The sequence below is a fragment of the Micrococcus flavus genome (genome assembly GCF_014204815.1).
GTDB lineage: Bacteria > Actinomycetota > Actinomycetes > Actinomycetales > Micrococcaceae > Micrococcus > Micrococcus flavus.
Window position 1 is genome coordinate 1,432,872 of the sequence record NZ_JACHMC010000001.1, and the last position, 24,964, is coordinate 1,457,835.

21 protein-coding genes and 3 tRNA genes are annotated in these 24,964 nt (G+C 75.7%); 4 read left to right on the forward strand and 20 right to left on the reverse strand.

Annotated features, from left to right (window positions below):
- The first annotated feature begins 60 nt into the window (after positions 1 to 60).
- Entirely contained in the window at positions 61 to 1,308 is a 1,248-nt protein-coding gene (locus BJ976_RS06645; protein ID WP_135028105.1) for an aminotransferase class I/II-fold pyridoxal phosphate-dependent enzyme, read from the forward strand.
- Positions 1,309 to 1,357: 49 nt separating this feature from the next.
- On the opposite strand, the gene rsmD is transcribed toward BJ976_RS06645, so the two are convergent.
- From rsmD to BJ976_RS06665, 4 genes are read right to left on the reverse strand one after another with little or no spacing between them, the layout of a single operon-like run.
- The gene (rsmD, locus tag BJ976_RS06650; RefSeq protein ID WP_135028107.1) at positions 1,358 to 1,921 is read right to left on the reverse strand and encodes a 16S rRNA (guanine(966)-N(2))-methyltransferase RsmD; all 564 of its coding nucleotides are present in this window, start codon (positions 1,919 to 1,921) and stop codon (positions 1,358 to 1,360) included.
- 3 nt (positions 1,922 to 1,924) lie between these two features.
- On the reverse strand, positions 1,925 to 4,123 hold the full coding sequence (locus tag BJ976_RS06655) for an ATP-dependent DNA helicase RecG (protein ID WP_135028109.1): 2,199 nt from the start codon (positions 4,121 to 4,123) through the stop codon (positions 1,925 to 1,927).
- A complete protein-coding gene (locus tag BJ976_RS06660; protein WP_135028111.1) occupies positions 4,113 to 5,162 on the reverse strand; it encodes a DAK2 domain-containing protein in 1,050 nt (349 codons plus the stop codon). Before BJ976_RS06660 ends, BJ976_RS06655 begins: the two co-directional genes overlap by 11 nt.
- Complete coding sequence (locus tag BJ976_RS06665; protein ID WP_229667098.1) at positions 5,159 to 6,292, reverse strand: LCP family protein; 1,134 nt, start codon at positions 6,290 to 6,292, stop codon at positions 5,159 to 5,161. The genes BJ976_RS06660 and BJ976_RS06665 overlap by 4 nt, the downstream gene beginning before the upstream one ends.
- 89 nt (positions 6,293 to 6,381) lie before the next feature.
- Between BJ976_RS06665 and BJ976_RS06670 the strand changes: the two genes are divergently transcribed.
- Positions 6,382 to 6,879 carry a DUF3515 family protein gene (locus BJ976_RS06670; RefSeq protein WP_135028115.1) on the forward strand — a complete coding sequence of 166 codons (498 nt, stop codon included), beginning with the start codon at positions 6,382 to 6,384 and terminating at the stop codon, positions 6,877 to 6,879.
- 23 nt (positions 6,880 to 6,902) lie between these two features.
- On the opposite strand, the gene BJ976_RS06675 is transcribed toward BJ976_RS06670, so the two are convergent.
- From BJ976_RS06675 to leuC, 6 genes are all read right to left on the reverse strand, one after another.
- A complete protein-coding gene (locus BJ976_RS06675) occupies positions 6,903 to 8,036 on the reverse strand; it encodes a D-alanine--D-alanine ligase family protein (protein ID WP_135028117.1) in 1,134 nt (377 codons plus the stop codon).
- Positions 8,033 to 9,070 carry an NAD(P)H-dependent glycerol-3-phosphate dehydrogenase gene (locus BJ976_RS06680; RefSeq protein WP_135028119.1) on the reverse strand — a complete coding sequence of 346 codons (1,038 nt, stop codon included), beginning with the start codon at positions 9,068 to 9,070 and terminating at the stop codon, positions 8,033 to 8,035. The genes BJ976_RS06675 and BJ976_RS06680 overlap by 4 nt, the downstream gene beginning before the upstream one ends.
- Positions 9,067 to 9,810, reverse strand: a complete 744-nt coding sequence (locus BJ976_RS06685) for a lysophospholipid acyltransferase family protein (protein WP_229667100.1) — start codon at positions 9,808 to 9,810, stop codon at positions 9,067 to 9,069. The genes BJ976_RS06680 and BJ976_RS06685 overlap by 4 nt, the downstream gene beginning before the upstream one ends.
- A gap of 5 nt (positions 9,811 to 9,815) precedes the next feature.
- A complete protein-coding gene (murA, locus tag BJ976_RS06690) occupies positions 9,816 to 11,144 on the reverse strand; it encodes a UDP-N-acetylglucosamine 1-carboxyvinyltransferase (RefSeq protein ID WP_135028121.1) in 1,329 nt (442 codons plus the stop codon).
- Positions 11,145 to 11,357: 213 nt separating this feature from the next.
- Positions 11,358 to 11,963 carry a 3-isopropylmalate dehydratase small subunit gene (gene leuD, locus BJ976_RS06695; protein ID WP_135028123.1) on the reverse strand — a complete coding sequence of 202 codons (606 nt, stop codon included), beginning with the start codon at positions 11,961 to 11,963 and terminating at the stop codon, positions 11,358 to 11,360.
- Positions 11,964 to 11,966: 3 nt separating this feature from the next.
- Positions 11,967 to 13,427, reverse strand: coding sequence for a 3-isopropylmalate dehydratase large subunit (leuC, locus tag BJ976_RS06700; protein ID WP_135028125.1), 1,461 nt, complete (start codon positions 13,425 to 13,427; stop codon positions 11,967 to 11,969).
- A 225-nt stretch (positions 13,428 to 13,652) separates the two neighbouring features.
- Between leuC and BJ976_RS06705 the strand changes: the two genes are divergently transcribed.
- Together BJ976_RS06705 and BJ976_RS06710 are read left to right on the forward strand one after the other, a co-directional pair.
- The gene (locus tag BJ976_RS06705) at positions 13,653 to 14,420 is read left to right on the forward strand and encodes an IclR family transcriptional regulator (protein WP_135028127.1); all 768 of its coding nucleotides are present in this window, start codon (positions 13,653 to 13,655) and stop codon (positions 14,418 to 14,420) included.
- Positions 14,421 to 14,563: 143 nt separating this feature from the next.
- Positions 14,564 to 16,051 carry a UDP-glucose dehydrogenase family protein gene (locus BJ976_RS06710; RefSeq protein WP_135028129.1) on the forward strand — a complete coding sequence of 496 codons (1,488 nt, stop codon included), beginning with the start codon at positions 14,564 to 14,566 and terminating at the stop codon, positions 16,049 to 16,051.
- A gap of 10 nt (positions 16,052 to 16,061) precedes the next feature.
- Here the strand turns inward: BJ976_RS06710 and BJ976_RS06715 are convergent, their stop codons facing one another.
- The 10 genes from BJ976_RS06715 to BJ976_RS06760 form a co-directional block, all read right to left on the reverse strand.
- Positions 16,062 to 17,189, reverse strand: coding sequence for a thiamine-phosphate kinase (locus BJ976_RS06715; protein WP_135028131.1), 1,128 nt, complete (start codon positions 17,187 to 17,189; stop codon positions 16,062 to 16,064).
- The gene (locus tag BJ976_RS06720; protein ID WP_135028133.1) at positions 17,186 to 18,922 is read right to left on the reverse strand and encodes a GTPase; all 1,737 of its coding nucleotides are present in this window, start codon (positions 18,920 to 18,922) and stop codon (positions 17,186 to 17,188) included. The genes BJ976_RS06715 and BJ976_RS06720 overlap by 4 nt, the downstream gene beginning before the upstream one ends.
- A complete protein-coding gene (locus BJ976_RS06725) occupies positions 18,919 to 20,778 on the reverse strand; it encodes a dynamin family protein (protein ID WP_229667102.1) in 1,860 nt (619 codons plus the stop codon). Before BJ976_RS06725 ends, BJ976_RS06720 begins: the two co-directional genes overlap by 4 nt.
- A 140-nt stretch (positions 20,779 to 20,918) precedes the next feature.
- A tRNA-Glu gene (locus BJ976_RS06730) sits at positions 20,919 to 20,991 on the reverse strand.
- 155 nt (positions 20,992 to 21,146) lie between these two features.
- Positions 21,147 to 21,219, reverse strand: a tRNA-Glu gene (locus BJ976_RS06735).
- A gap of 65 nt (positions 21,220 to 21,284) precedes the next feature.
- Positions 21,285 to 21,356 (reverse strand) — tRNA-Gln (locus tag BJ976_RS06740).
- Between the two features lie 82 nt (positions 21,357 to 21,438).
- A complete protein-coding gene (locus BJ976_RS06745) occupies positions 21,439 to 22,266 on the reverse strand; it encodes an HAD family hydrolase (protein WP_135028135.1) in 828 nt (275 codons plus the stop codon).
- Positions 22,267 to 22,277: 11 nt separating this feature from the next.
- The gene (gltX, locus tag BJ976_RS06750) at positions 22,278 to 23,834 is read right to left on the reverse strand and encodes a glutamate--tRNA ligase (RefSeq protein ID WP_135028137.1); all 1,557 of its coding nucleotides are present in this window, start codon (positions 23,832 to 23,834) and stop codon (positions 22,278 to 22,280) included.
- Between the two features lie 29 nt (positions 23,835 to 23,863).
- Complete coding sequence (locus tag BJ976_RS06755; protein ID WP_135028139.1) at positions 23,864 to 24,658, reverse strand: fumarylacetoacetate hydrolase family protein; 795 nt, start codon at positions 24,656 to 24,658, stop codon at positions 23,864 to 23,866.
- Positions 24,659 to 24,735: 77 nt separating this feature from the next.
- Positions 24,736 to 24,963: a YbdD/YjiX family protein gene (locus BJ976_RS06760; RefSeq protein ID WP_135028141.1), complete on the reverse strand. Its 228-nt coding sequence runs from the start codon at positions 24,961 to 24,963 to the stop codon at positions 24,736 to 24,738.
- Position 24,964 lies beyond the last annotated feature (1 nt).

Consider the following 24,964-nt stretch of genomic DNA (forward strand, 5'->3'; position numbering starts at 1 on the left):
TGCCCCCTCACGGGGGCGGGGACCGCGCGGACACCGGCCTGCCCTGGCTACAGTGCGCCCATGGACGCCCCCACCCCCGCACCCGCCCGCCACGCCCCCGACGCCCGCCTCGCAGGCCCCTGGCGGGCGGCCTCGGCCGCCGCCGGCCTGCTGCGGGACGGCGAGCCGACCCCCACGGTCTTCGAGGAGACGACGGCGCGGGCGCTCCGCCACGACGCCGTGAACCTGGGCCAGGGCTTCCCCGACGCCGACGGGCCGGCGGCGCTCCTGTCCCTCGCCGCGGACGTCGTCCTGGCCGGGCCCCACCAGTACGCCCCCGGCTCAGGGCGTGCCGACCTGCGCGAGGCCGTCGCCGCCGACCGCGCACGCCGCCACGGGGTGCACGAGGACCCGGCCACCCAGGTGCTCGCCACCACGGGCGCCACCGAGGCGATCGCCGCCGTCGTGCTGGCGCTGGTCTCCCCCGGGGACGAGGTGGTGACCGTGGAGCCGTTCTACGACTCCCACGCCGCCACGATCGCGCTGGCCGGGGCGCGGCACGTCACGGTGCCCGTGCACGCCCCCGACTTCCTGCCGGACCCCGCGGTGGTGGCCGCGGCCCTGACGGACCGCACCCGCCTGCTGATCCTGAACACGCCGCACAACCCCTCCGGGGCGGTCTACCCCCGGGCCCTGCTCGAGGAGATCGTGGCCGCGTGCGCCGCCCGGGGCGTCCTGCTGCTCTCGGACGAGGTCTACGAGCACCTGGTCTACGACGGCGAGCACGTCACCCTGCGCTCCGTGGCGGGCGCTGAGGACATCGCCCTGACGACGTCGAGCGCGGGCAAGTCCTTCGCGGTGACCGGCTGGAAGGTGGGCTGGCTGACGGGCCCGGCGGACCTGGTGGCCGCGGTCCGCGGGGTCAAGCAGTTCCTGACCTACTCCTCCGGCCCCGCCTACCAGCAGGCCGTGGCCGCCTTCCTGCCCGACGCCGAGCCGCACCTGGCGGAGCAGCGGGAGCGGTACCGCACCTCGCGCGACGCGCTCGTGGCGGGGCTGCGCGGGGTGGGCCTGGACCCGGTGGTCCCGGCCGCGGGCTACTTCACGGTGGTGGACCTGGCCCCGTGGGGCGTGGCGGACGCCGCGCAGGCCGCCCGGGACTGGCCGCGCGAGGCCGGGGTGGCGGGCATCCCGGTCTCGGCGCTGTGCCGCCCCGACGGCGGGCACCTGCGCTCGTGGCTGCGGCTGGCCTTCTGCAAGTCCCCCGCCGAGATCGACCGGGCCGTGGAGCGCCTGGGGGCCCACGCCGACCGGCTGCGCGCCCGCTGAGCTCCGCCCTGCCGACCGGCGCCCCACCCGACACCGGACGGCGGGGTCGTCAGCGCTCGTCCTGCCACAGGTGCAGGGCGGTCTCCCCGTAGACGCGCACGTCCACCTCCTCGAGCCCGGCCGGACGGCGGGGGGCCGCGTCCCGCGCGGAGCGCTCGAGCACCATCAGGCCCCCCGGGACCAGCCTCGCCGCGGCCGCCGCCAGCACGGCGTGGAACGCCTCGCCGGACTCGGGATAGGGCGGGTCCGCCAGGATCAGGTCCACCGGCTCGCCGCCGGCCGCGAGCGCCTGCTCCACGGACGACGCGCGGACCTCCACCACGCGGGAGCCCAGCACGCGGTTGAGCGCGTCGGCGTTGGCCCGGCACGCCTCCACGGCGCGGCGGGCCCGCTCCACGAGGACGACGTGCGCGGCGCCGCGGCTAGCGGCCTCGCAGCCCAGCGCCCCGGACCCGGCGTAGAGGTCCAGCACGCGCGTGCCGTCCAGCCAGTCCCGCGCCTCGAGCCAGGAGAACAGGGCCTCCTTGGTGCGGTCGGTGGTCGGGCGGGTGCCGGTGCCGGGCACCGGGCGCAGGGGGCGGCCGGCGGCGGCGCCGGCGATGATCCGGGACATGGCTCAGCCCTTCTCGAGGTAGTCGGCGGCGGTCAGGTGCTCGGCCTCCCAGCGGGTCACCTCGGCCGCGAGCGCCGGGTGGGCCGAGAGCCCGTCGCCGGCGGCCATGACGTCCGCGACGACGTCGGCCGCGAGGGCGATCAGGGGCGCATCGGCGAGGACGTCCACGTGCGTGAGGCCGGAGGCCAGTCCCGATTGGGCGGCGCCGAGGACGTCGCCCACCCCGCGCTGGGCGAGGTCGGCCTGGGCGATCCGCATCCCGTCCTGCGTGGCCTCGAGGACCTCGAGCCGGCGCAGGGAGGGGTGCCCGTCCGGCAGGCGGGTGGCCAGCAGGCAGATCGCGGCACCGGGGCCGCGGCCCACGCGCCCGCGCAGCTGGTGGAGGGTGGACAGGCCGAAGTCGTCCGCGTCCAGCACCGCCATGACCGTGGCGTTGGGCACGTCCACGCCGACCTCCACCACGGTGGTGGCCACGAGGACGTCCAGCTCCCCGGCGGCGAAGGCGCGCATCGCGGCGTCCTGCTCGGCCTGGTCCATGCGCCCGTGGACCGTGCCGATCCGCAGGCCCGCCAGGCCGGGCAGCGCGCGCAGGCGGGGCGCCATCTCCTCGACGTTGGCGTGGCCGGGGTCGGCGTCGTCGGGGTCGATGCGCGGGCACACCACGAACGCCTGGTGCCCGGCGGCCACGTGCTCGGCGATCACCTCCCACACGCGGGCGATCACGCGCGGCCCGTGGGCCATGCGGGCCACGTGCGTGGCCACGGGCTGGCGGCCGGAGGGCAGGCCCTCGAGGACGGAGAGGTCCAGGTCCCCGAACACGGTCATCGCCACCGACCGTGGGATGGGGGTGGCGGACATGACCAGCAGATGCGTGCCGGGGTTGGCCCGGCGCAGCGCCTCGCGCTGGTCCACGCCGAACCGGTGCTGCTCGTCCACCACGGCCAGGGCCAGGTCGGCGAAGGCGACCTTCTCCGAGAGCAGCGCGTGGGTGCCGACGGCGATCCCGGCCTGCCCGGAGGCCAGCTTCAGCAGCGCCTCCCGACGCGCGGGCGTGCGCTGGGAGCCGGTCACCAGGACCACGTCCACCGCCGGCCCCTCCCCGGCCGCGGAGGACAGGATCCCGGCGTCCCGCGCGAGCGGGCCCAGCAGCGCCAGCAGCGCCCGGTGGTGCTGGGCGGCGAGCACCTCGGTGGGCGCCACGAGCGCCGCCTGGCCGCCGGCGTCCACGGCCTGGAGCATGGCCCGCAGCGCCACGAGGGTCTTGCCCGCGCCCACGTCCCCCTGCAGCAGCCGGCTCATGGGTGCGGTGCCGGCGAGCTCCGCGGCGAGCTCCTCGCCCACCGCCACCTGGCCGGGGGTGAGCGCGAACGGCAGGCGCGCGTCGAGCGCGTCCAGCAGCCCGCCGGCCAGGCGCGGGCGGGCGACGGCGGCCCGCTCCCGCTCCCGGGCGCGGCGCCAGGCCAGGGCCGCCTGGGCCACGAGGGCCTCGCGCAGGGCCAGGGCGGTGCGTGCCGGTCCGGTCTGTGCGAGGTCCTCCGGGGCGTGCAGGGACCGGTAGGCGTCCGCCGTGGAGGGCAGCGGCGCCGGCAGGTCCAGCACGCGGGCGGCGCGCTCCCGGATCGACGGGGTCAGCAGCTCCGGCACCGCGTCGAGGTCCACGTCCGCGAGGACGCGCGCGACGGCGGAGCGCACCGTCCAGCTGGGCAGCTTCCCCGTGGCCCGGTACAGCGGCACGGGGCGCACGTCGACCTCGCCGGGGGCGACGTCGTCGTCCAGCAGGGCGAAGTCCGGGTTGTTCAGGGTGACCGCACCGCGGTAGAGCGTGGTGCGCCCCTGGAACATCGCGGTGACCCCGGGGGCCAGGCGGCGCTTCGCGTCGTGGCCGTTGAAGAACGCCATGGACAGGCTCGCCCCCGCCACCCCCTCGACCGAGGGGTCCGCCACGGTGACGTCCACGATGAACCCGGCGCGGCTGCGCATGCGGCGCGTGCCCACCGACTCCACGCGGGCCACCACCGTGACCTCGGCGTCCACCGGCAACGCGGCGATCGGGGTGAGCTCGCCGCGCTCCACCCACCGACGCGGGGTGTGGTCCAGCAGCTCCCCCACCGTGGTCAGGGACAGCTCCGCGGCCAGCCGCGCCGGCAGCCGGCCGGAGAGCACCTCCTCCAGCGGGGTGTCCAGGACCGACTCAGCCGGCATGGCGCTCCGGGGAGCCGGGCCCCTCGCCGCAGGAGGGCTCCGCGGCGGACCGCTCCGGGTGGGCGTGGCCCGCGCGGAGGTCGGCCACGGTGACCCCGCGCGGCTCCGCGTCGGCGTGCAGCACGTCGAGGGCGTCCTCGGCCCGGCGCACGTGCACGTGCACGCGCCACGGCAGCCGCCCGGCGTCGTCCGGCGTGCGCGTCACCGGCGCGAGGATCACGGAGTCGCCCACCTCCTCGAGCCGCTGGCGGAGCAGCGCCGCCTGCAGCGGCGCGAGCTCCAGGGTGCACATCACCTCCACGGCGGCGCCCCCGGCCTCCGACGCCGGCGCCGGGGCCGCCGCGTCCGCGTCGCCCGGCCCGTCCGCGTAGCCGTGCAGGGCGGCGGCGATGTCCAGGTCCGCTCCCCCGCCCACGACCTCGGCGCGCAGCGCCTCCAGGACCCACAGGGCGCCCACGGCGCCGGCGTCCACCACGCGCGCCCGCGTCAGCGGCGCCAGGCGGCTCTCCGTCTCCTCGACGGCACGACGGGCGTCGCCCACCATGGCGGTGACGGCCGCGGACAGCCGCTCGGCCGGGTCCGGCTCCCGCGCCGGGGCGGCCGCGCTCGCCTCGAGCGAGTCGGCAGCGGCGGAGAGCACGGAGAGGATGGTGCCCTCGCGCGGATCGGACAGGGCGGCCCGGGCGGCCCGATCGGCGCCACGCATCGCCCGCGCGAGGGCCGCCGGGTGGGCCTGGGTGACTCCGCGCAGCGGCTCGGCGGCGCCCGTGAGCGCCACCGCGAGCAGGGTCCCCGAGTTGCCGCGGGCGGCGTCGAGGGCCGCGGTGCCCGCGTGGGCCACGGTCTCCGCCAGGTCGGCCCCGGGAGCCTCCGCCTCCACGGCCCGCAGGGCCGCCAGCAGGGTGGCGTGCATGTTGGTGCCCGTGTCCGCGTCGGGGACGGGGAACAGGTTGAGGGCGTCCAGACGCGGCGCCGCGGCCCCCAGGAGGGCCTCGGCGCGGGCCAGCCAGCGCACGACGGCGCCCCCGGCGGGGCTCACCGTCCCCCGCCCCCCTGACCGGTGCGGATCTGGCGGCCGACCTCGGCGATGCCGGCCCAGTCGGGCCACACGACGTCCTGCCCGTCCGGGGTGTCGCCGACGCCGGCCGTCGGGGCCGTGGACGTGCGGATGTCCCCGCCGCGCACGTCCCGCAGGGACCAGGCCAGGGCGGCCAGGTCAGCGGAGCCGAGGGAGTCGTCGAAGGTCAGGTACGGGGAGAAGCGCTCCACCGACTCCTGGACCCGGGCCGGGCTGGAGAGGGTGTCGAGGGAGAGCGCCTTGGCCACGATCGCCTTCACGAGGCGCTGCTGGTTCTCCACGCGGTCGAAGTCGCTGCGGGGCAGGTTGTAGCGCTCGCGGGCGTAGACGAGCGCGTCGGCGCCGTCCATCTCCACGGCCCCCTGCGGGAACTCCTGGCCGTTGCTCGCGGTGAACGCCACCGGGTTGTCCACGGTGACCCCGCCGAGTGCGTCCACGAGGCCCTGGAAGCCGGCCATGTCCACCGCCACCACGTGGTCCACGCGCGCCTGGAACATGTTCTCCACGGTGGCCACGGTCAGCGGGATGCCCCCGTACTGGTAGGCGGCGTTGACCTTCGCGTCCCCATGGCCGGGGATCGGCACCCAGGTGTCGCGCATGATGGACATGACCTGCACGTCCTGCCGGTCCCCCGGCACGTGCACCCACATGAGGGCGTCCGAGCGGCCCGAGGGGTCACGGCCCTCGGTGCCGGAGTCCTCACCGACGAGGAGGAAGTCCACCGCCTCGCCGTCCACGACCTCGTCCGCGGCGGGCGCCTGCGGTCCGGCGAGGGCGGCCTGCGGGTCCACGCCCGCCGGCACCGGGCCGGGCGGCGGGGCGGTGGGCGAGAAGACGGACCCGCGGCCGGCTCCGGCTGCGCCGGCGCCGGCGGCGGCCGCGCCCGGCTCGGCCGGACGGAGGCTCTCCTCGGGGAACGCGTTCTGGTCGAACCGCTGCACGCCCTGGTCCACGGAGCGGCCCAGGCCCATGATCCACACGGCCGCGGCCACGGCCAGGGCCAGCAGGAGGGCCAGCAGCACGGCGAGCACCACCAGGACGGGGCTTCGACGACGGCGGGGGCGGTGCGCGCGGGCGGCGGCACGGGACATGGGCATGACTCCTGGGACGGGGACGCGGCGCACGGGCCGACGGGGTCCCGCCCATGCTAGCCGCCGCGGGGCCCGCCTATCCTGGGACGATGCACTCCCCCGCCTCCCCTTCCCCGGCCCGGCGCGGCCCGGTTGCCGCGCTCCTGGGCGCCGCCGCCGTCCTCCTGACCGCCTGCGGTGTGGGCACCGTGACGGTGGAGGCCGCCCCGCACGCCGCGGACCCGGCCTGCGCCCCCGCCATGGTGGCGATGCCGGACGCGATCGGTGACCACGCCCTGCGCGCCACGGACAGCCAGGCCACGGCCGCGTGGGGCGAGCCGGCCGCCGTCGTGCTCCGGTGCGGCGTGCCGGTGCCGGGGCCCACCACGGACCGGTGCGTGTCCGTGGAGGGGGTGGACTGGGTGGTGCGGGACGAGGCGGAGAACTGGCGCCTGACCACCTACGGCCGCGACCCCGCCGTCGAGGTGCTGTTCACCAAGACCGGGACGAGCTCCGACACCGTGATGACGGCGCTCGGCTCGGCCGTGGAGCAGATCCCCGCCGAGCGCGGCTGCGTCAGCCTCGCCGACGCAACGCCCGTGGGCTGAGGCCCGCGGGCCGGGGCGCCGGCTCAGTGCAGGCCGACGCCCCGCTCGAGGGCGAGCTCGAGCAGCTCGGTGATCAGCTCGGGGTAGGCGATCCCGGTCCGCTCCCACATGGCCGGGTACATGCTGATGGGGGTGAACCCCGGCATGGTGTTGATCTCGTTGACCACCCAGCGCCCGTCCGGCGTGAAGAAGAAGTCGCAGCGGCCCAGGCCCGCGCCGTCCACCGCCTCGAACGCGCGCACCGCGAGGGAGCGCAGACGCTCGATCTCCTCCTCCGGCAGCTCCGCCGGGCAGGAGAGCTGGGCGGCCTCCCGGTCCTGGTACTTGGCCTCGAAGTCGTAGAACTGGTGGCCGGCGTCGGCCCCCTTCACCACGATCTCCCCGGGCAGGGACGCCCGCGGGGCGTCCCCGGCGCGGCCGTCCAGCACGGCGCACTCGATCTCCCGGCCGAGGATGCCGGCCTCCACCACGACCTTCGGGTCGAAGCGGCGGGCCTCCTCGACCGCGGCGCGCAGGTCCTCGGGGGACTCCACCTTGGTGATGCCGAAGGAGGAGCCGCCGCGGGCGGGCTTGACGAACAGCGGGTACGCGAGGGCGCCCGCGCGGGCGAGGGCCGCCTCGGGGTCGCGCCGCCACTGGCGGTCGGTGACGGTCTCCCACGGGCCCACCTCGAGGCCGGCGGCCTCGAACGCGACCTTCATGAAGTGCTTGTCCATGCCGACGGCGGAGGAGAGCACCCCGCACCCCACGTACGGCAGGCCGAGGGTCTCGAACATGCCCTGCAGCGTGCCGTCCTCGCCCCACGGGCCGTGCAGGAGCGGGAACACCACGTCCACCGCGCCCAGGTCCTCCCCGTCCCCGCCCACGAGCTCGACCGCGCCGTCCGGACGGGCGCGCAGCGACACCGGGCGCTCCGGCTCGGGCACGGCGGGGAGCTCGCCGCCGTCGAGGGCGAACGCGGCCGCGTCCACCTCGCCGTGGGACCACAGCCCGGAGGGGGCGACGCCGACGGGCACCACGTCCCAGCGCTCGGGGTCGGCGGCGTGCAGCACGCCCGCGGCCGTGATGCAGCTGATGGGGTGCTCGCTCGAGCGCCCGCCGAACAGCAGCAGCACACGGGGCCGGCGGCCCGCGGCGGTGGGGATGGTCCGGGTCATGCGTGTCGTCCTTCCGACTTCAGGTCACGGGCCAGGAGCAGGCCGGCCAGACGGTGCACGTCCAGCTCTCCGGCCACGAGGCGGTCCATGGCCTCGCTGATGGGCATCTCGACGCCGTGGGCCCGGGCGACGTGCACGACGGCGGACACGGACTTGATGCCCTCGGCGGTCTGGCTCATGGCGGCCACCGCCTCGTCCGCCGACAGGCCGGTGCCCATGAGGCGTCCGGCGGAGCGGTTGCGGGACAGCGGCGAGGCGCACGTGGCCACGAGGTCGCCCAGGCCCGCCAGTCCCGCGAGCGTGGCCGGCTCCGCGCCCAGGGCCACGGCCAGGCGGGTGGTCTCGGCGAGCCCGCGCGTGATGACGGAGGCCTTCGAGTTGTCCCCGAGGCCCTGGCCGTCGCAGATGCCCACGGCCAGGGCGATCACGTTCTTCACGATGCCGCCGATCTCCACGCCCACCACGTCCGTGTTGGTGTAGGGGCGGAACGTGCGGCCGGCCACGAGCGCGGCCACGCGCTCCGCGGTGGCCGCGGAGGCCGAGGCCACCACCGTGGCGGTGGGCTCGCCGCGCGCGATCTCGAGGGCGAGGTTGGGCCCGGAGACCACGGCGAAGCGGTCCGGAGTGAGCCCGAGCTCCTCGGTGCACACCTGCGAGGGGCGCGCGTCGGTGCCCCGCTCGAGGCCCTTCATCAGGGACACCACGACCGCATCCCGCGCCACGGCGTCCGCAAGCTCCCGCAGGGCCGCGCGGGCGTGCTGGGCGGGCAGGGCCACCACCACGACGCCGGCGCCGGCCACGGCCGCGCGGGCGTCGGTCACGGCGCGCACGCTCTCCGGGAGCACGATCCCCGGCAGGTACTGGGGGTTGGCGTGGTCGCGGTTGATCGCCTCCGCCACCTCGGGGCGACGGGACCACACCACGATGTCGCGGGCGCGGTCCTGCTCCTCCCCGGTGGCCGTGGCCATCACGCGGGCGAAGGCGGTGCCCCAGCTGCCGGCGCCGAGGACCGCCACGGTGCGCGGGTCGCTCATGACGACGCGCCCTCCCGACGCCCGGAGCGCGGGTCCCAGCGGCCGGCCGGGGCGGGCTCGCCGCGCAGCTCGGCGACCAGCTGCGTGATGGCGTCCATCATGCGGTCGGTGCCCGTGCGCAGCACGGAGGCCCTCATCGGCCGCGCGCGCAGATCGTCCAGGTCCACCGGATGCCCGACCCGCATCCGTGCCGTCGTGCGCGGGAACGGCTTCAGGGAGCGGCTCGGGTACGGCAGCAGCTCCTGGATGCCCCACTGGCCCACGGGGACCAGCGGGGCGCCCGTCTGCAGGGCCAAGCGCACGGCGCCGGTGCGCGCGGTCATCGGCCACCCCTCGGGGTCGCGCGTCACCGTCCCCTCGGGGTAGACGACGATCACGCGGCCCGAGGCCAGGGCCTGCCGGGCGGCCTCGAGCGAGCGGCCGCCGTCGCGGGTGCGCTCCACCGGGATCATGTGGGTGGCCTGGAGGGCCTGCCGGAGGACGGGCACCTTCCAGAGCTCGGCCTTGGCCATGATGGTGGGCAGCAGCCCCTGGTTGTAGACCATGTGGGCCACCGAGAGCGGGTCGATCTCGGAGATGTGGTTGACCGCCAGGATCGCGCCGTCCCGCGGCAGGCGCTCCGTGTGCTCCCACTCCTGCCGCACGAGCGCGCGCATCGCCGGACGGACCACCGCGGCGGGCGCCACGTAGCCGAGGCGCTCCGTCCGGGTCGGGCGGCCGGCGTCGGACCGGGGACCCACGGGTGTCACCGCTGCCGCTCGGTCAGCTCGACGTCGGCACCGAGCCCCTGCAGCTTGTCCATGAACTTCTCGTAGCCGCGGTTGATGATCTCCAGCCCCGTGGCGTGCGAGGTGCCCTCGGCCGCGAGCGCGGCGATGAGGTGGGAGAAGCCGCCGCGCAGGTCCGGGACGTCGAAGTCCACGCCGCTCAGCGGCGTCGGGCCCGAGATGACGGCCGAGTGCAGGAAGTTGCGCTGGCCGAAACGGCAGGGCACGGAGCCCAGGCACTCGCGGTGCAGCTGGATGGAGGCGCCCATGCGCACGAGTGCGTCCGTGAAGCCGAAGCGGTTCTCGTACACGGTCTCGTGGACGATCGACACGCCCTTGGCCTGGGTGAGGGCCACCACGAGCGGCTGCTGCCAGTCGGTCATGAAGCCCGGGTGCACGTCCGTCTCGAGCACGAGGGGGTTCAGGTCCCCGCCGGCGTGCCAGAACCGGATGCCCTCATCGGTGACGTCGAACTCGCCGCCGATCTTGCGGTACGTGTTCAGGAACGCGGTGAGGTCCCGCTGGGACGCGTTGCGCACGAAGATGTCGCCGCCGGTGGCCAGGGCCGCCGAGGCCCACGACGCGGACTCGTTGCGGTCCGGCAGGGCCACATGGGTGTAGCCGCGCATCTCGCTCACGCCCTCGATGCGGATGGTGCGGTCCGTCTGTACCGTGATGATGGCGCCCATCTTCTGGAGCACGTGGATGAGGTCGTGGATCTCCGGCTCCACGGCGGCGCCCTTGAGCTCGGTGATGCCCTCGGCCTTGACCGCGGTCAGGAGCACCTGCTCGGTGGCGCCCACGGACGGGTAGGGCAGCTCCAGCTTGGCGCCGTGCAGGCCCTTGGGGGCGGAGATGGAGATGCCGCCGGGACGCTTGTCCACCACGGCGCCGAAGTTGCGCAGCACGGCCAGGTGGTAGTCGATCGGGCGGTCGCCGATCTTGCAGCCGCCGAGATCGGGGATGAACGCCTCGCCGATGGCGTGCATGAGCGGACCGCAGAACAGGATCGGGATGCGGGAGTCACCGGCGTGGGCGTCGATCTCCGCGGTGAGGGCGGACTTCACCCCGGCCGGGTCCATGGTGATGGTGCCGGACTCCTTGTCCCAGTCCACGGTGACGCCGTGGATCTCGAGCAGCGAGCTGACGACGTCCACGTCCTTGATCTCCGGGATGCTGCGCAGCACGGAGGGGGTGGAGCCGAGGAGGGCCGCGACCATGGCCTTCGGGACCAGGTTCTTGGCGCCGCGGACGGTCACCTCGCCGTCCAGGGGCTTGCCTCCGTGGATCGTCAGCAGCTTCGCCATGTCTCGTGTCCTTCCTCGCGGGACGCGTCGAGCGCCCGTCGCGTCCGTCCCGGGCCGGGACGGGGGGGGGTGTCGGTGCGGACCCGGCCCGCCGCCCTGGAGGGCGGACGGGACGTCCCGCGAATCGCCCCCAGCATAGGGCGTCGGTTCCAGCCGCTCGCAACGCCGGCCGCCCGAGCCGGCCGCCGAGGAGACGACGGGCCGCGCAGGGGCTCAGTCGGCGGTGCGGGCCGGCAGCGTGGTGGGCTTGTGCGCCGGACGACGCGCCTCGTACGCGGCGATCTCGTCCGCGTGGTCCAGGGTGATGGCGATGTCGTCGAGCCCGTGCAGCAGCCGGTGCCGGGCGTCCTCGTCGATCGTGAACGGCGCCGTGACGTCGCCGCACACCACCGTGCGGGCCTCGAGGTCCACGGTCACGACGGCGCCCGGCTGGTTCTCCAGCTCCTTCCAGATGCGCTCGACGTCCTGCTGCTCCACCTGCGCGGCCACGAGGCCCTGCTTGGCCGAGTTGCCCCGGAAGATGTCCGCGAACCGGGACGACACCACGGCCCGGAACCCGTAGTCCTTGAGGGCCCACACCGCGTGTTCGCGGGAGGATCCGGTGCCGAAGTCGGCGCCGGCCACCAGCACCGAGCCGGCGCTGTAGGGCTCGATGTTGAGGACGAACTCCGGGTCCTGACGCCAGCCGGCGAACAGGGCGTCCTCGAAGCCGGTCCGCGAGATGCGCTTGAGGTACACGGCCGGGATGATCTGGTCGGTGTCCACGTTGGAGGCGCGCAGCGGCACGCCGATGCCCGTGTGGGTGGTGAACTTCTCCATGGCTCAGGCCTCCTGGGGCTCGAGGGCGGGCAGGTCGGAGGGGCTCGCCAGGCGGCCCAGCACGGCGGTGGCCGCGGCGACGACGGGCGAGACCAGGTGGGTGCGCCCGCCCTTGCCCTGGCGCCCCTCGAAGTTGCGGTTCGAGGTGGACGCGCAGCGCTCGCCCGGCACGAGCTGGTCCGGGTTCATGCCCAGGCACATGGAGCAGCCCGCGAACCGCCACTCCGCGCCGAAGTCCTCGAACACGCGGTCCAGGCCCTCCTCCATGGCCTGCAGGCGCACGCGGGCGGAGCCGGGCACCACCATCACGCGCACCCCCTCGGCCTTGCGGCGGCCCGCGATGACGGAGGCGAACGCCCGCAGGTCCTCGATGCGCGAGTTCGTGCACGAGCCCATGAAGACGGTGTCCACGGCCACCTCCTTCATGGGCGTGCCGGGCGTGAGGTCCATGTAGGCGAGCGCCTTGCGGGCCGACTCCTGGGCGGTGGGGTCGTCGAAGTCCTCCGGGGCCGGCACGGCCGCGTTCAGGGGCACGCCCTGGCCGGGGTTGGTGCCCCACGTGACGAACGGCTCGAGGGTGTCGGCGTCGATCACCACCTCGGCGTCGAACTCGGCGCCCTCGTCCGTGCGCAGGGTGCGCCAGTGCTCGAGCGCGGCGTCCCAGTCGGCGCCCTGCGGAGCGTGCGGGCGGCCCTTCAAGTACGCGAACGTGGTCTCGTCCGGGGCCACCATGCCGGCGCGGGCGCCGGCCTCGATGGACATGTTGCAGATGGTCATGCGGCCCTCCATGGAGAGCGCCCGGATGGCCTCGCCGCGGTACTCCAGGACGTACCCCTGGCCGCCGCCGGTGCCGATCTTCGCGATGACCGCCAGGATGATGTCCTTGGCCGTCACGCCCGGGCGCAGCGTGCCGTCCACGGTGACCGCCATGGTCTTGAACGGCTTGAGGCGCAGGGTCTGGGTGGCCAGCACGTGCTCCACCTCGGAGGTGCCGATGCCGAACGCGAGCGCGCCGAAGGCGCCGTGGGTGGAGGTGTGGGAGTCGCCGCAGACCACCGTGAGCCCGGGCTGGGTGAGGCCGAGCTGCGGGCCCACCACGTGGACGATGCCCTGCTCCTTGTCCCCGAGCGGGTGCAGGCGCACCCCGAACTCGGCGGCGTTGGCGCGCAGCGTCTCGATCTGGGTGCGACTGGTGGCGTCGGCGATCGGGAGGTCGATGTCCTGCGTGGGGGTGTTGTGATCCTCCGTGGCGATCGTCAGGTCCGGGCGGGCGACCGGTCGACCGGCCAGGCGCAGGCCCTCGAACGCCTGCGGGCTGGTGACCTCGTGGACCAGGTGCAGGTCGATGTACAGCAGGTCGGGCGTCCGGGTCTGCCCCTCGCCCGAGCCGCGGACCACCACGTGCTCGTCCCAGACCTTCTCGGCCAGCGTCCGGGGACGCGGGCCCGGCGTCTGCGTGCTCATGCGCCGTCCTCCCTCTTCGATCCTCGCGCCGCGCCGCCGATGCGGCCCGCGCGCTTCCTGCCACCACTGTGCCGCCGGGGCGGATGACCCACGATCCGCACCCCGCTTCGTCTCATGCAGTGAGACGCCGCCGCGGGTGTGCGCCCGCCGCCGCGCCCCCCGGCCGACCCCGGCCAGGCGCGTGGCCCCGCTGACGACGGGACCGGCGAACGCTACGATCTGCGCATGCGCACCTCTCACAGTCCGGACGCCGGGGAGCTCGCCCCCGCCCTGCACGCCCACCCGAGCGGGGTGGGGGTGGTGGACAAGTCCGTCGCCATCCTGGACGCACTCGAGTCCGGCCCCGCCACCCTCGCCCAGCTCGTCGCGGCCACCGGGATCGCCCGGCCGACGCTGCACCGGCTCGCCGCCGCGCTGACGCACCACCGCCTGGTGGCCAAGGACCTCCAGGGTCGCTACGTGCTCGGCTCGCGCCTGGCGGAGCTGGCCTCCGCGGCCGGGGAGGACCGGCTCACGTCCGCGGCCGGCCCCGTGCTGCAGTGGCTGCGCGACGCGTGCGGCGAGTCCGCGCAGGTGTTCCGACGCCAGGCGGACGCCCGCGTGTGCGTCGCGAGCGCCGAGCGCCCATGGGGCCTGCGGGACACCATCCCGGTGGGCACCCGCATGTCCATGAAGGCCGGCTCCGCCGCGCAGGTGCTGCTCGCATGGGAGGACCACGACCGGCTCGTCGAGGGCCTGGCCGGCGCCGTGTTCACCCCCACGGTCCTGGCGGCTGTCCGCCGCCGGGGCTGGGCCCAGTCCCTCGCGGAGCGCGAGTCCGGCGTCGCGTCCGTGTCCGCCCCGGTCCGCGGGCCCAACGGCCGCGTGATCGCCGCGGTGTCCATCTCGGGGCCCCTCGAGCGGCTGTCCCGCCAGCCCGGGCGGATGCACGCCGAGTCCGTGGTGGCCGCCGCGGGCCGCCTCACCGAGCTCATCCGCGCCGGTGATGCCTGAGCGGCCCGGCCGCCCGCCGCGGCGCGGCCACCCCGGGCACGCCGGGCACGGGCCGTCCGCCGGACGTCCGGCGGACGTTCACGCCCGTGCCCTAGCGTGGTGACCCGCACCTGCCCGTCCGCCGACCCTCCGAGGAGCCCGAAGTGACCGAGATCGCCGCCTCCCCCGCCACCCCGTCCGAGCAGGACGCCGCGTCCGCCGGATCCACCGGGGACGGTCGACCCCGCCTGTCGGTGATCGGCACGGGGTACCTGGGCGCCACGCACGCCGCCTGCATGGCGGAGCTCGGGTTCGAGGTCCTCGGCGTGGACGTGGACCCGGCGAAGATCGCGCGGCTCTCGCGCGGCGAGGTGCCCTTCCACGAGCCCGGGCTGCCGGAGCTGCTGCGGACCCACGTGGCCTCGGGCCGGCTGCGCTTCACCACGGACGTGGCCGAGGCCGCACGGTGGGCGGACGTGCACTTCATCGGCGTCGGCACGCCCCAGAAGGTGGGCGAGGCCGCGGCCGACCTGACCTACGTGGACGCCGCGGTCGAGTCCCTGGCGCGCGCGATCGACCGGGACGCGCTGATCGTGGGCAAGTCCACCGTGCCGGTGGGCACCGCGCGCCGGCTGTCCGGGCGCGTCGCGGAGATCCGAGCCGAGCAGGGCCTGCCCGGGCAGGTGGAGCTGGCCTGGAACCCGGAGTTCCTGCGGGAGGGCTTCGCCGTGCAGGACACCCTGACGCCGGACCGGCTCGTGGTGGGCGTGGCGGGGCCGCGGGCCGAGCCGCTGCTGCGCGAGGTCTACGCCGCCCAGCTGGCCGCCGACACCCCGTGGATCTGCACGGACCTGGAGACCGCCGAGCTGGTGAAAGTCGCCGCCAACGCGTTCCTGGCCACCAAGATCTCCTTCATCAACGCGTTCTCCGAGATCACCGAGACCGTGGGCGGGGACATCCGCACGCTCGCCGACGCGATCGGTCACGACACCCGCATCGGCCGCCGGTTCCTCAACGCCGGCGTCGGCTTCGGCGGCGGCTGCCTGCCCAAGGACATCCGCGCGCTGCAGGCCCGGGTCTCCGAGCTGGGCCTGGACCGCACCATGCGCTTCCTCGCCGAGGTGGACGACATCAACCTCCGCCGTCGGGACCGCGTGGTGGACCTCGCGGTGCAGATGCTCAGTGCGGCCCACGGGACGGAGGCGGACGCCCCGGCCCCCCGCGGCGGCAAGACGACGGGCCCGGACCGTCAGGTGCTCCAGGGCAAGCGGATCGCCGTGCTCGGGGTGACGTTCAAGCCCGACTCGGACGACGTCCGCGACTCCCCCGCCCTGGACGTGGCGAACCGGCTGTTCACCGCGGGCGCGGACGTGCGCGTCTACGACCCCGAGGGCAACGCCAACGCGGCCGCCCGCTTCCCCCGCCTGGAGTACGTGGGCTCGGCCGACGCCGCCCTCGAGGACGCCGAGCTCGTGCTGCTGCTCACGGAATGGGCCGAGTTCCGGGCGCTGGACCCGGAGGAGGCCGGGCGCCGGGTCGCCGCGCGCCTGCTGATCGACGGGCGCAACGTCCTCGACGTGGCGGCGTGGGGCGAGGCCGGCTGGACCGTGGTGGGCCTGGGCCACCGCTTCGACGCGGCGTCCCTGGCCTGACCGGCGCCCCTCAGCGGACGGCGCCGAAGTGGTCCCAGCCCCGTTCCGGCAGGGGACGGTGGCCGGCGGGACGGCGCCCCGCGGGCTCGAGCCGCCCGATGCGCTCGAACCCCGCGGGGACCGTCGCCCCGACCGCCACGAGGCCGAGGAGCCCGTAGTCCTCGCCGCCGGCCAGCACGAACTCCTCGGGCTCCCGTCGGCTCAGCGCGGCCACGCGGGCCAGCGGCGCGGCGGCCCGGGCCAGCCACGCCTCGTCCACCCACGGGGTGAGGGGGTCGTCCGGAGTGCCCGTGGCGCGGGCGAGCCGGTGCGCGTCGCGTCCGACGCCGTCGGACACGTCCATCATGGCGGCGATCCCCGACCCCGCCGCCGCAGGGCCGAGGGCCAGGGGCGGCCGGGGGCGCAGCTGCGCACGCACGGCGTGGGCCAGCTCACGGGCGCCCGGGCGGTCGGCGGGGTCCAGGGACGCGGCGCGCTCGAGCAGGCGCTTCCGGTCGGTCAGCAGCAGCGCCAGCCCCGCCGCCGCCCAGCCGGGTCCGGGCGTGCCCCAGCCGGACCCCTGCGGGCCCGAGGCGTGGACGAGCACGGCGCCCTCGGCGAGCATCCGCGCGCGCACCTGGGGGGCGGGCACGCGACGCACGACCCCGGCGGCCGGCGGGTCCCCGAGGGCGGTCACGGCCACGTGCACGCGGTCCCCCTCGCCGAGGTCCCCCCCGGCCACCCGGCAGTCGCCCGCACCGAGCACGCGGATGGCCGCGGTGAACCCGCCGGCGAGGGCGGTCACCCAGGTCACCGGGGTGTCCCGCGGCAGGGTGAGCGCGGTGACCAGCCCGCTGGGGGCGGCCCCCATGGCGTTGACGTCGGAGAGGTTCTGGGCGGCGGCCTTCCAGCCGACGTCGTGCCCGCGGGTGCGCACGCCCGCTGGCCAGGTCATCAGGAAGTCCGTGCCCTCCCCCATGGCGTCCGTGGACACGGCCACGGTGCCGCGCGGGGCGGGCAGCACGGCGGCATCGTCGCCGGGCGGGACGGTGCCCGCCGGCCACGCCGCGTCCCGGGCCACGGGGGCCAGGCGGGCCTGGATGAGCTCGAGGAGCTGCTCCTCGGCCAGGTCCCCGACGACGGCGCCCGCGGACGTCACCGCCGCGAGCGCGCCCGGACGCCGGCGCCCGTGGCCCGGGCGAGGGCGTCGCGGAAGCGCGCGTGACGCTCGATCTCGGCACGGACCGGATCCACCACGAGCTCGCGGCCGGCGGCGGTCGTCGACTCCTCGAGGCGGCGGCGCGCCCGCTTTCCCCGGGAGGCCGCCGTGAGGCGGGTGAGCGGGATCGCGAGCAGGGCCAGCAGCAGCCCGAGGGCCAGGCCGCCCACGAGCAGCAGGGTGGGGATCGGGAAGCCCTCCACGGCGGGGGCCGGCGGCAGGGGGAACTGCAGGTACGCGGCCAGGGCGAGCACACCGAGCCATCCGGCGCCGACCACGGCCGTGGCCAGCGCGAGCCACTGCAGCACGTCCAGCACGGGCCACCACCAGCTGCCCTTCGCGGCGCCCAGGTCGGTGCCGGCGATCGCGCGGTCGACGGCGGCGGGCAGCTCGTCCAGGTGCGCGCGGCCGGCCCGGCGCACCGAGGCCGCCCACGGCTCGGACGCGCCCGCCGACGCGGAGGTGACGAGGGTCCGGACAGCGCCCTCGACGACGGCGCGCTGGGTCTGCGTGCGCTCGGGCAGCGACGTGCGGTGCAGGTCGGGATCGCGCTGCACGGGGTCCCGGTCCCGGCGCCCGACGGCGCGCTCGGGCAGCAGGTGCAGCCGGCGCAGCGGGTCGGCGCGGAACGAGTGCATCCAGCGCAGCACGGGCCAGCTGGTCCGCTTGGCCGAGCGCAGCCGGTAGGAGCCCTCCACGGCCCGGACCACGGCGGGCACGCCGCCGGCCGTGGCGAGGTCGCGGCCGAGGCGGCGGGCGTCGTCGTCGCCCACGCCGGCGGGCCCACCCGGGCCGGAGGCCTCCTCGAGGGCCCGGGCGCGGGCCGTGACGTCCGCGCCGAGGCGCTCGGCGGCGGCCCCGCGGGAGGAGACGATCGCGGCGATCTGCCGCCCGACCTCCTCGAGGCCCTCCTCCGTGCGGGCGGAGACGGGCAGCACGCGCACGTCGCCGAGGCCGTGGCCGGAGAGCATGCGGCGCAGGGAGGCCAGGACGGAGTCGCGGTCCTGCACCGTGAGGCGGTCCACCTGATTCAGCAGCACGAGGGTCACCGCGGCATGGGAGGCCATGGTGGCGAGGAAGTCGCGGTGGATGACGGCGTCGGCGTACTTCTCCGGGTCCACCACCCACACGAGCACGTCCACGTGGCCGGCCAGGCGGGCGGTGACGTCCCGGTGGGAGCGCTGCACGGAGTCGATGTCCGGCAGGTCGAGCAGGATCAGGCCCGTGGCGTCCGCGCCGTCCGTGCGGCCGAAGCCCAGGAAGCCCCTGCGGCCGCCGTCGAGCACGGGCGCGTCGTCCAGCAGGTGCCGTCGGGGCACGCCCAGCCAGTCCAGCAGGGCGGCGGCGCCGCCGCCCTCGCCGTCGCGGCCCTCGCCGCGACCCACGCCCCACACCGCGGCCAGCGGCTCGGACGTGGTGGGGCGGGTCGCGGCGACACCGGCCAGCTCACGCCCGGTGAGGGCGTTGAACAGGGAGGACTTGCCGGAGCCGGTGGCGCCGAAGAAGCCCACCACGGTGTGCTCCGCCGAGAGGCTCTGGCGCTCCCCCGCGGCGCGGACGGCCGCGGCGGCGTCCGCCACCACGGGGTCCGGCAGGCGGTCCTGGGCGAGCTCGGCCGCGGTGCCGAGGGCATCGAGGCGCTCGGCGAGGGAGGGGGCGGCGGTGCGGCTCATCGGGTCTGCTCCTCGTCCTCGGTGCGGTCGGCGGGGCGGTCGGCGGCCGGGGCCGCGGGCTCCTGGGTCCGGGTCGGCTCGACCGGGCCGTCCAGGCCGGCGTCGACGCCGTGGCGCAGGACGGGCACGAGGCCGCGCAGGGCGGCGGTCTCCTCGGGCCCGCGCTCGAGGGACAGCAGGGGCAGGAAGCGGCCGCCGAGGACGTCCTCGAGCAGGGCGCGCACCCGCTCGTCGAGCAGCTCGCTCGCGCTGCGGGCCATGCGGCGCACCGCGTCCTCGCCGAAGATCGACTCGAGGAGCTTCTGCCCGACGACGGCGGTGCCGCCGGCGATCCCGACCTCGAGCCCGATGAGCCCGCCGGTGGAGGCGAAGGAGATCACCATGAGGGCCACCGCCGCGCCGTTGACGCCGAACGCGGCGAGGCGGGCCCGCGTGCGGCGGCCCTCGCCCTCCTCCTGGATCAGGGCGAGCACGTCCGACTGCCAGTCCCGCACGAGGGCGGCGGCGCGGTCCGAGGTGTCGGCGGGCAGGGAGCCCAGGTCACGCCCGGTGACGAGCACCCGGCCGGCGGGCTCGGCGCGCCAGCGGCGCTCGATCTGCTCCGCGGCGGACGCGGCGGACTCCACGAGCACGGCGTGCAGACCGGTCTCGAGGGCGTCCTCGACCTCCTCGGGCGGGGCCGGCCGGCCGCGCACGAGGGCGCCCACCCGGTCGCGCACCCGGCCGATCGCGGTCTCCAGGCCGCGGAAGAACTCCCCCGTGCCCACGAAGTCCTGCCAGCGGGCCAGGACCTCGCCGCGCAGCAGGGTGCCGTCCGAGGTGGACCGGTGCACCGTCTCCGCGGCGTGCTCGGTGGCGTCCGCCACGATCGCGGCCAGGCGGGCGGCGGTCTCCTGTTGGGCGCGCTCGGCCTCGGCGATCTGCTCCACGCGCCCGGCCAGCTGGGCCAGCACGCCGTCCACGGTGCGGCGGGCGACGGCGCCGCGCGCCTGGGCGTCCTCGCCCAGGGCCGTGAGCCACGTGCGCAGGCCGGCCACGTGCTCGTCGGGGAGCAGGCCGCGCTCGTCGAACCGGGTCTCCGGGATCACGTGGATGCGGGCGTCCGGCAGCCCGTGGGCGGTGAGCATGCGGCGCAGGTCCGGCTCGATGTCCTTCTCGGCGCCGTCCGGGACGCGGCCGAGGACCACGGCCACGGTGATGTCGCGGGCGGCGGCCTGGTCCAGCAGCTCCCACGGCACGGCGTCCGCATAGCGGTGGGCGGTGGTGGTGAAGATCCACAGGTCCGCAGCCTCCAGCAGCTGGCGGGACAGGGCGCGGTTGGCGTCCGCCACGGAGTCGATGTCCGGGGCGTCCACGATCGCGATGCCGGCGGGCAGGAACGGCTCGGCCACCAGCGCCACGGTGTCCATGGCGCCGGAGTCCGGCTCCACGGGGCCGGCGGCCTCGGTGCGGTGCACCGTGACGCGGGCGAGGTCCGGGAGCACGCGCGGGCCGGTGAACCAGTGGGCGTCATCGGGGTGGTGCAGCAGCAGCGGCTGGCGCGTGGTGGGGCGCAGGGCGGAGGAGCGGGACACCTCGTGCCCCACGAGGGCGTTCACCAGCGTGGACTTGCCGGCGCCGGTGGATCCGCCGACCACCGCGAGCAGCGGAGCGTCGAGGGAGTCCAGGCGGGGCAGGACGTAGTCGTCGATCTGGTGCCGGGTGCGCTCGCGCTCGGCCCGGTCCGCCTCGGCGGTGGGGGTGGCGAAGGGCAGCTCGACGGCGTCCAGGTGCGCGCGCACGCGGCGCACAGCGGTGTCGACGCCGATGCCCGTGACGGGCTCGGCCGGTGCGGTGTACGGGTCGGTGGATTCCACGGGGTCATCGTCTCACGGGCGGGCCGCGCGGATCGTGCGGGCGCCGCGGCTGCCGGGACCCCTCCGGGAGGTGAGCGCACGACCGTGCCCGGGGAGGACGAAGGCCCGGTCCGTGGTGGACCGGGCCTGCGTTCTCACTGTGACCCCAGCGGGATTCGAACCCGCGTTACCGCCGTGAGAGGGCGGCGTACTAGGCCGCTATACGATGGGGCCGTACTGCCGGAGCAGGTGTCGTTCCGGGATTCCCCGGTGGACGACTCGGAAAGCGTACCAGGGTTTATGGCACACTGCAACACGAGGGCCGTGACGCCCGTGGCGGGAGACGCCGCAGGCCCGGTCCGCGATGGACCGAGCCTGCGTTCTCACCGTGACCCCAGCGGGATTCGAACCCGCGTTACCGCCGTGAGAGGGCGGCGTACTAGGCCGCTATACGATGGGGCCGTCCCGGACGTCCGAGCGGACGCCCTGGATCACTCGTGCCGCCGCATGCGCGGCGAGGTGATCCGCTGGGGTACCAGGACTCGAACCTAGAATGACGGTACCAGAAACCGTTGTGTTGCCAATTACACCATACCCCACTGATGTGTCAAGAGATGATCTCGACGTCAGTGCTCTTCAGTTGTCGGTGTTCCCGGGTCTCCCCGGCAACGAGAAAGAACTCTACACGGCGTCCCCGGCAGACGCCAAATCCGTCCCCGCGGCCGGGAACCAGGCCGCCAGCGCGCCCAGACCGTCGATCCACCAGGTCCGCTCCGACGCGTCCCACGCCGGCCCCCGCACCGCCGCGTCCCCGGCCCCGGGGGTCTGCCCGTGTGCCGTCCGACGCAGCCACACGGGCACGAGCCCGGCCGCCTGCGCGCCGCGCACGTCGCTCTCGAGGCTGTCGCCCACGCACGCCACCCGCTCCGGGGCCAGGCCGAGCCGCCGGCACCCCTCCAGGAACGGCGCCGGGTCCGGCTTCGGAGCACCCGCGGTGTCCGAACCCACCAGCACGGCCACATCGGCCAGGCCGATCGCGTCCGCCTTGTCGCGCTGGTACGCCTCCACGTTGTTGGTCACGATCCCGACGCCGACGCCGGCCGCCCGCAGCCCCGCCAGGGCGGCGACGACGTCGTCGAACACGCGCCAGTGCGACCGCACCCGTTCCTCGTACCCGTCCGTCCAGAGGGCGGCGTCCGGTTCGGTGCGGCCCGCCGGAGCTCCGAGCAGGGCCAGGGCGTCCCGGGCGCGGGCCAGGCGCTGACCCGGGAAGTCCAGCTCCCCGGCCAGGTAGCGCGGATAGTGGCCGCCGAGGTCCGCGGCGAAGTGCTCGGCCGCGTCGCGGAACGCGGCGGACCCCTCCTCGGGCGCCTGCGGCCACTGGGCCCGCACGGTCTCAGCGAACGCGGGCAGCTGCGCTGCGCGCAGATCCAGGAGGGTGTCGTCGAGGTCGAACAGCACCCCCTCCACCGGGGCGTGGGAGGGGGCGCCGTCCACGGACTCGATCATGGCTGGACGGCTCAGGCCGCGGTCTGCTCGGCGGCGAAGCGGTCCAGGCGGGCCAGGGCCGAGTCCTTGCCGAGGATCTCGAGGGACTCGAACAGCGGCGGGGAGACCTTCTTGCCGGTCACGGCCACGCGCACGGGGCCGAACGCCTGGCGGGGCTTCAGGCCCAGGCCGTCGATGAGGGCGGCGCGCAGGGCCTCCTCGATCCTCTCCGTGGTGAACTCGTCCTCGCCCAGGCCCGCGAGGGCCTCGCGCGCGGCGGCGACGGCGCCTGGCAGGTCGGCGGGCATGCCCTTGAGGGCGCCCTCCGCCGTCGTGATCTGCCCGTCCGGGGTGAAGAGGAAGGCGAGCATGTCCACGGCCTCGCCCAGCAGGGCGACGCGCTCCTGCACCAGGGGCGCGGCGGCGTCGAGGATCGCGGACTCGCGCTCGGTCAGCTCCTCCCCCACCAGGCCGGCCTCGCGCAGGTACGGGACCAGGCGGTCGCGGAAGTCGGCCGGCTCGAGCAGGCGGATGTGCGTGCCGTTGATGGCGGTGGCCTTCTTCTCGTCGAACCGGGCCGGATTGGCGAGCACCTTGTGGATGTCGAAGTGCTCCACGAACTGCTCGGGCGTGAAGATGTCCTCGTCCGCGGAGAGGGACCAGCCCAGCAGCGCCAGGTAGTTCAGCAGGCCCTCCGGGATGAACCCGTGGTCGCGGTGCAGGAAGAGGTTGGCCTGCGGGTCGCGCTTGGAGAGCTTCTTGTTGCCCTCCCCCATGACGTAGGGCAGGTGGCCGAACACCGGCATGTACTGCGCGACGCCGACGGCGTGCAGGGCGCGGTAGAGGGCGATCTGACGCGGGGTGGAGGAGAGCAGGTCCTCCCCGCGCAGCACGTGGGTGATGCCCATGAGGGCGTCGTCCACCGGGTTCACCAGGGTGTAGAGCGGCGAGCCGTCCGCGCGGACCACCACGAAGTCCGGCACGGAGCCGGCCTTGAAGGTGATCTCCCCGCGCACCAGGTCGGTGAAGGTGATGTCCTCGTCCGGCATGCGTAGGCGCCAGACCGGCTGGCGGCCCTCGGCCTCGAACGCGGCGACCTGCTCGTCCGTCAGGTCCCGGTCGGCGCCGTCGTAGCCGAGCTTGGGGTCCCGACCGGCGGCCCGGTGGCGGGCCTCCGTCTCCTCCGGGGAGGAGTAGGACGGGTAGATGTGGCCGCCGGCCTTGAGCTTCTCGATGACCTCGGCGTAGATCTCCCCGCGCTGGGACTGCCGGTACGGCTCGTGCGGGCCGCCGACCTCGACGCCCTCGTCCCAGTCGATGCCGAGCCAGCGCATGGCCTCGAGCAGCTGCTGGTAGGACTCCTCCGAGTCGCGCTTGGCGTCCGTGTCCTCGATGCGGAACACGAGCGTCCCGCCGGTGTGCCGCGCCCAGCCCCAGTTGAACAGGGCGGTGCGGATCAGGCCCACGTGGGGGGTGCCGGTCGGCGAGGGGCAGAAGCGCACCCGCACCGGGGTGTCGGCGTCCACCTGGGGCACATCGGCGAAGGGGGCGGGGGCGTTCTCGGACACGGGAGAGGTGGCGTCAGTCATGGTGCCCCCGAGTCTACGCGGGGGGCGCCTCAGCGGCGCAGGTGCGTGAGCAGGGTGCCGATGCCCTCGACCTCGCACTCCACCCGCTGGCCGGCCTCCACCGTGCCGACGCCGGAGGGCGTGCCGGTGAGGATCACGTCGCCGGGCAGGAGGGTGAACGCCTCGGAGATTGCGGCGACCAGCTCCTTGACACCGAACACCATGTCCGCCGTGGTGCCGTCCTGGCGGAGCTCGCCGTCGAGGCGGGAGCGCACGGCCAGGCCGCCGGCGGCCTCCACGTCCAGCTCGGTCTCGATCCACGGGCCCAGCGGGCAGGCGCCGTCGAAGCCCTTGGCGCGGGCCCACTGCAGGTCGGTGCGCTGGGCGTCGCGGGCGGTGAGGTCGTTGGCCACGGTGTAGCCGAACACCACGTCGTCGACGCGGGAGACGGGCACGTCCTTGCAGATGGTGCCGATCACGACGGCGAGCTCGGCCTCGTAGGAGACCTCCTCCGACCAGCTGGGCAGGGTCACGGGCTCGTTCGGGCCGACCACCGAGGTGTTGGGCTTGAGGAAGAACTGCGGCGAGGTGGGGACCTCGTTGCCGAGCTCCTTCGCATGGTCCGCCCAGTTGCGTCCGACGCCCACGATCTTGGAGCGCGGGATGATCGGCGCCACGAGCCGCACGTCCTCGAGACGGTGGGTGGTGCCGGTGGGCTGGATCCCGTGGAAGAACGGGTCGCCCTGCAGGGCGGTGATGCTCAGCTCGGAGAGGTCAGCGTCCGCCGGGCCCTCCACGATGCCGTAGGTCGGTTCGGCCTGGTCCACGAAACGGGCGATGCGCATGGGGGCCAGCCTAGTGCCCGGGCACGACGACGGCCCGCCGCCCGCGGGGTGCGGGCGACGGGCCGTCGTCGGCGTCCTCAGCAGCAGCGGCTGCCGGGGTTGGCGTCCTGGCGGGCGTACTCGGCGCGCCAGAACTGCCGCTCCGTCAGGGGCTCCTCCCCCGGGTGGTGGGCCCGGTGGTGGGCCAGGTAGGCATCGTACTTGGCCTCCCCGTTCACGCCGCGCACCCACCACCGGACCGCGCCCCAGGCGCGGGCCAGCGGCGCGGCGGAGGCGCTCCGGGAGGCGCCGACGTCGGAGGTCACG

Excerpts from the sequence above, each read along its gene's own strand:
- BJ976_RS06705 (WP_135028127.1), top strand. The coding sequence starts at position 13,653 with ATGCGCACCTCTCACAGTCCGGACGCCGGGGAGCTCGCCCCCGCCCTG.
- leuD (WP_135028123.1), bottom strand. The coding sequence starts at position 11,963 with ATGGAGAAGTTCACCACCCACACGGGCATCGGCGTGCCGCTGCGCGCC.
- BJ976_RS06720 (WP_135028133.1), bottom strand. The coding sequence starts at position 18,922 with ATGAGCCGCACCGCCGCCCCCTCCCTCGCCGAGCGCCTCGATGCCCTC.
- BJ976_RS06755 (WP_135028139.1), bottom strand. The coding sequence starts at position 24,658 with ATGCGCATCGCCCGTTTCGTGGACCAGGCCGAACCGACCTACGGCATC.
- gltX (WP_135028137.1), bottom strand. The coding sequence starts at position 23,834 with ATGACTGACGCCACCTCTCCCGTGTCCGAGAACGCCCCCGCCCCCTTC.
- BJ976_RS06665 (WP_229667098.1), bottom strand. The coding sequence starts at position 6,292 with ATGTCCCGTGCCGCCGCCCGCGCGCACCGCCCCCGCCGTCGTCGAAGC.
- BJ976_RS06745 (WP_135028135.1), bottom strand. The coding sequence starts at position 22,266 with ATGATCGAGTCCGTGGACGGCGCCCCCTCCCACGCCCCGGTGGAGGGG.
- BJ976_RS06655 (WP_135028109.1), bottom strand. The coding sequence starts at position 4,123 with ATGCCGGCTGAGTCGGTCCTGGACACCCCGCTGGAGGAGGTGCTCTCC.
- BJ976_RS06675 (WP_135028117.1), bottom strand. The coding sequence starts at position 8,036 with ATGACCCGGACCATCCCCACCGCCGCGGGCCGCCGGCCCCGTGTGCTG.
- rsmD (WP_135028107.1), bottom strand. The coding sequence starts at position 1,921 with ATGTCCCGGATCATCGCCGGCGCCGCCGCCGGCCGCCCCCTGCGCCCG.
- BJ976_RS06645 (WP_135028105.1), top strand. The coding sequence starts at position 61 with ATGGACGCCCCCACCCCCGCACCCGCCCGCCACGCCCCCGACGCCCGC.
- murA (WP_135028121.1), bottom strand. The coding sequence starts at position 11,144 with ATGGCGAAGCTGCTGACGATCCACGGAGGCAAGCCCCTGGACGGCGAG.
- leuC (WP_135028125.1), bottom strand. The coding sequence starts at position 13,427 with ATGAGCACGCAGACGCCGGGCCCGCGTCCCCGGACGCTGGCCGAGAAG.
- BJ976_RS06680 (WP_135028119.1), bottom strand. The coding sequence starts at position 9,070 with ATGAGCGACCCGCGCACCGTGGCGGTCCTCGGCGCCGGCAGCTGGGGC.
- BJ976_RS06670 (WP_135028115.1), top strand. The coding sequence starts at position 6,382 with ATGCACTCCCCCGCCTCCCCTTCCCCGGCCCGGCGCGGCCCGGTTGCC.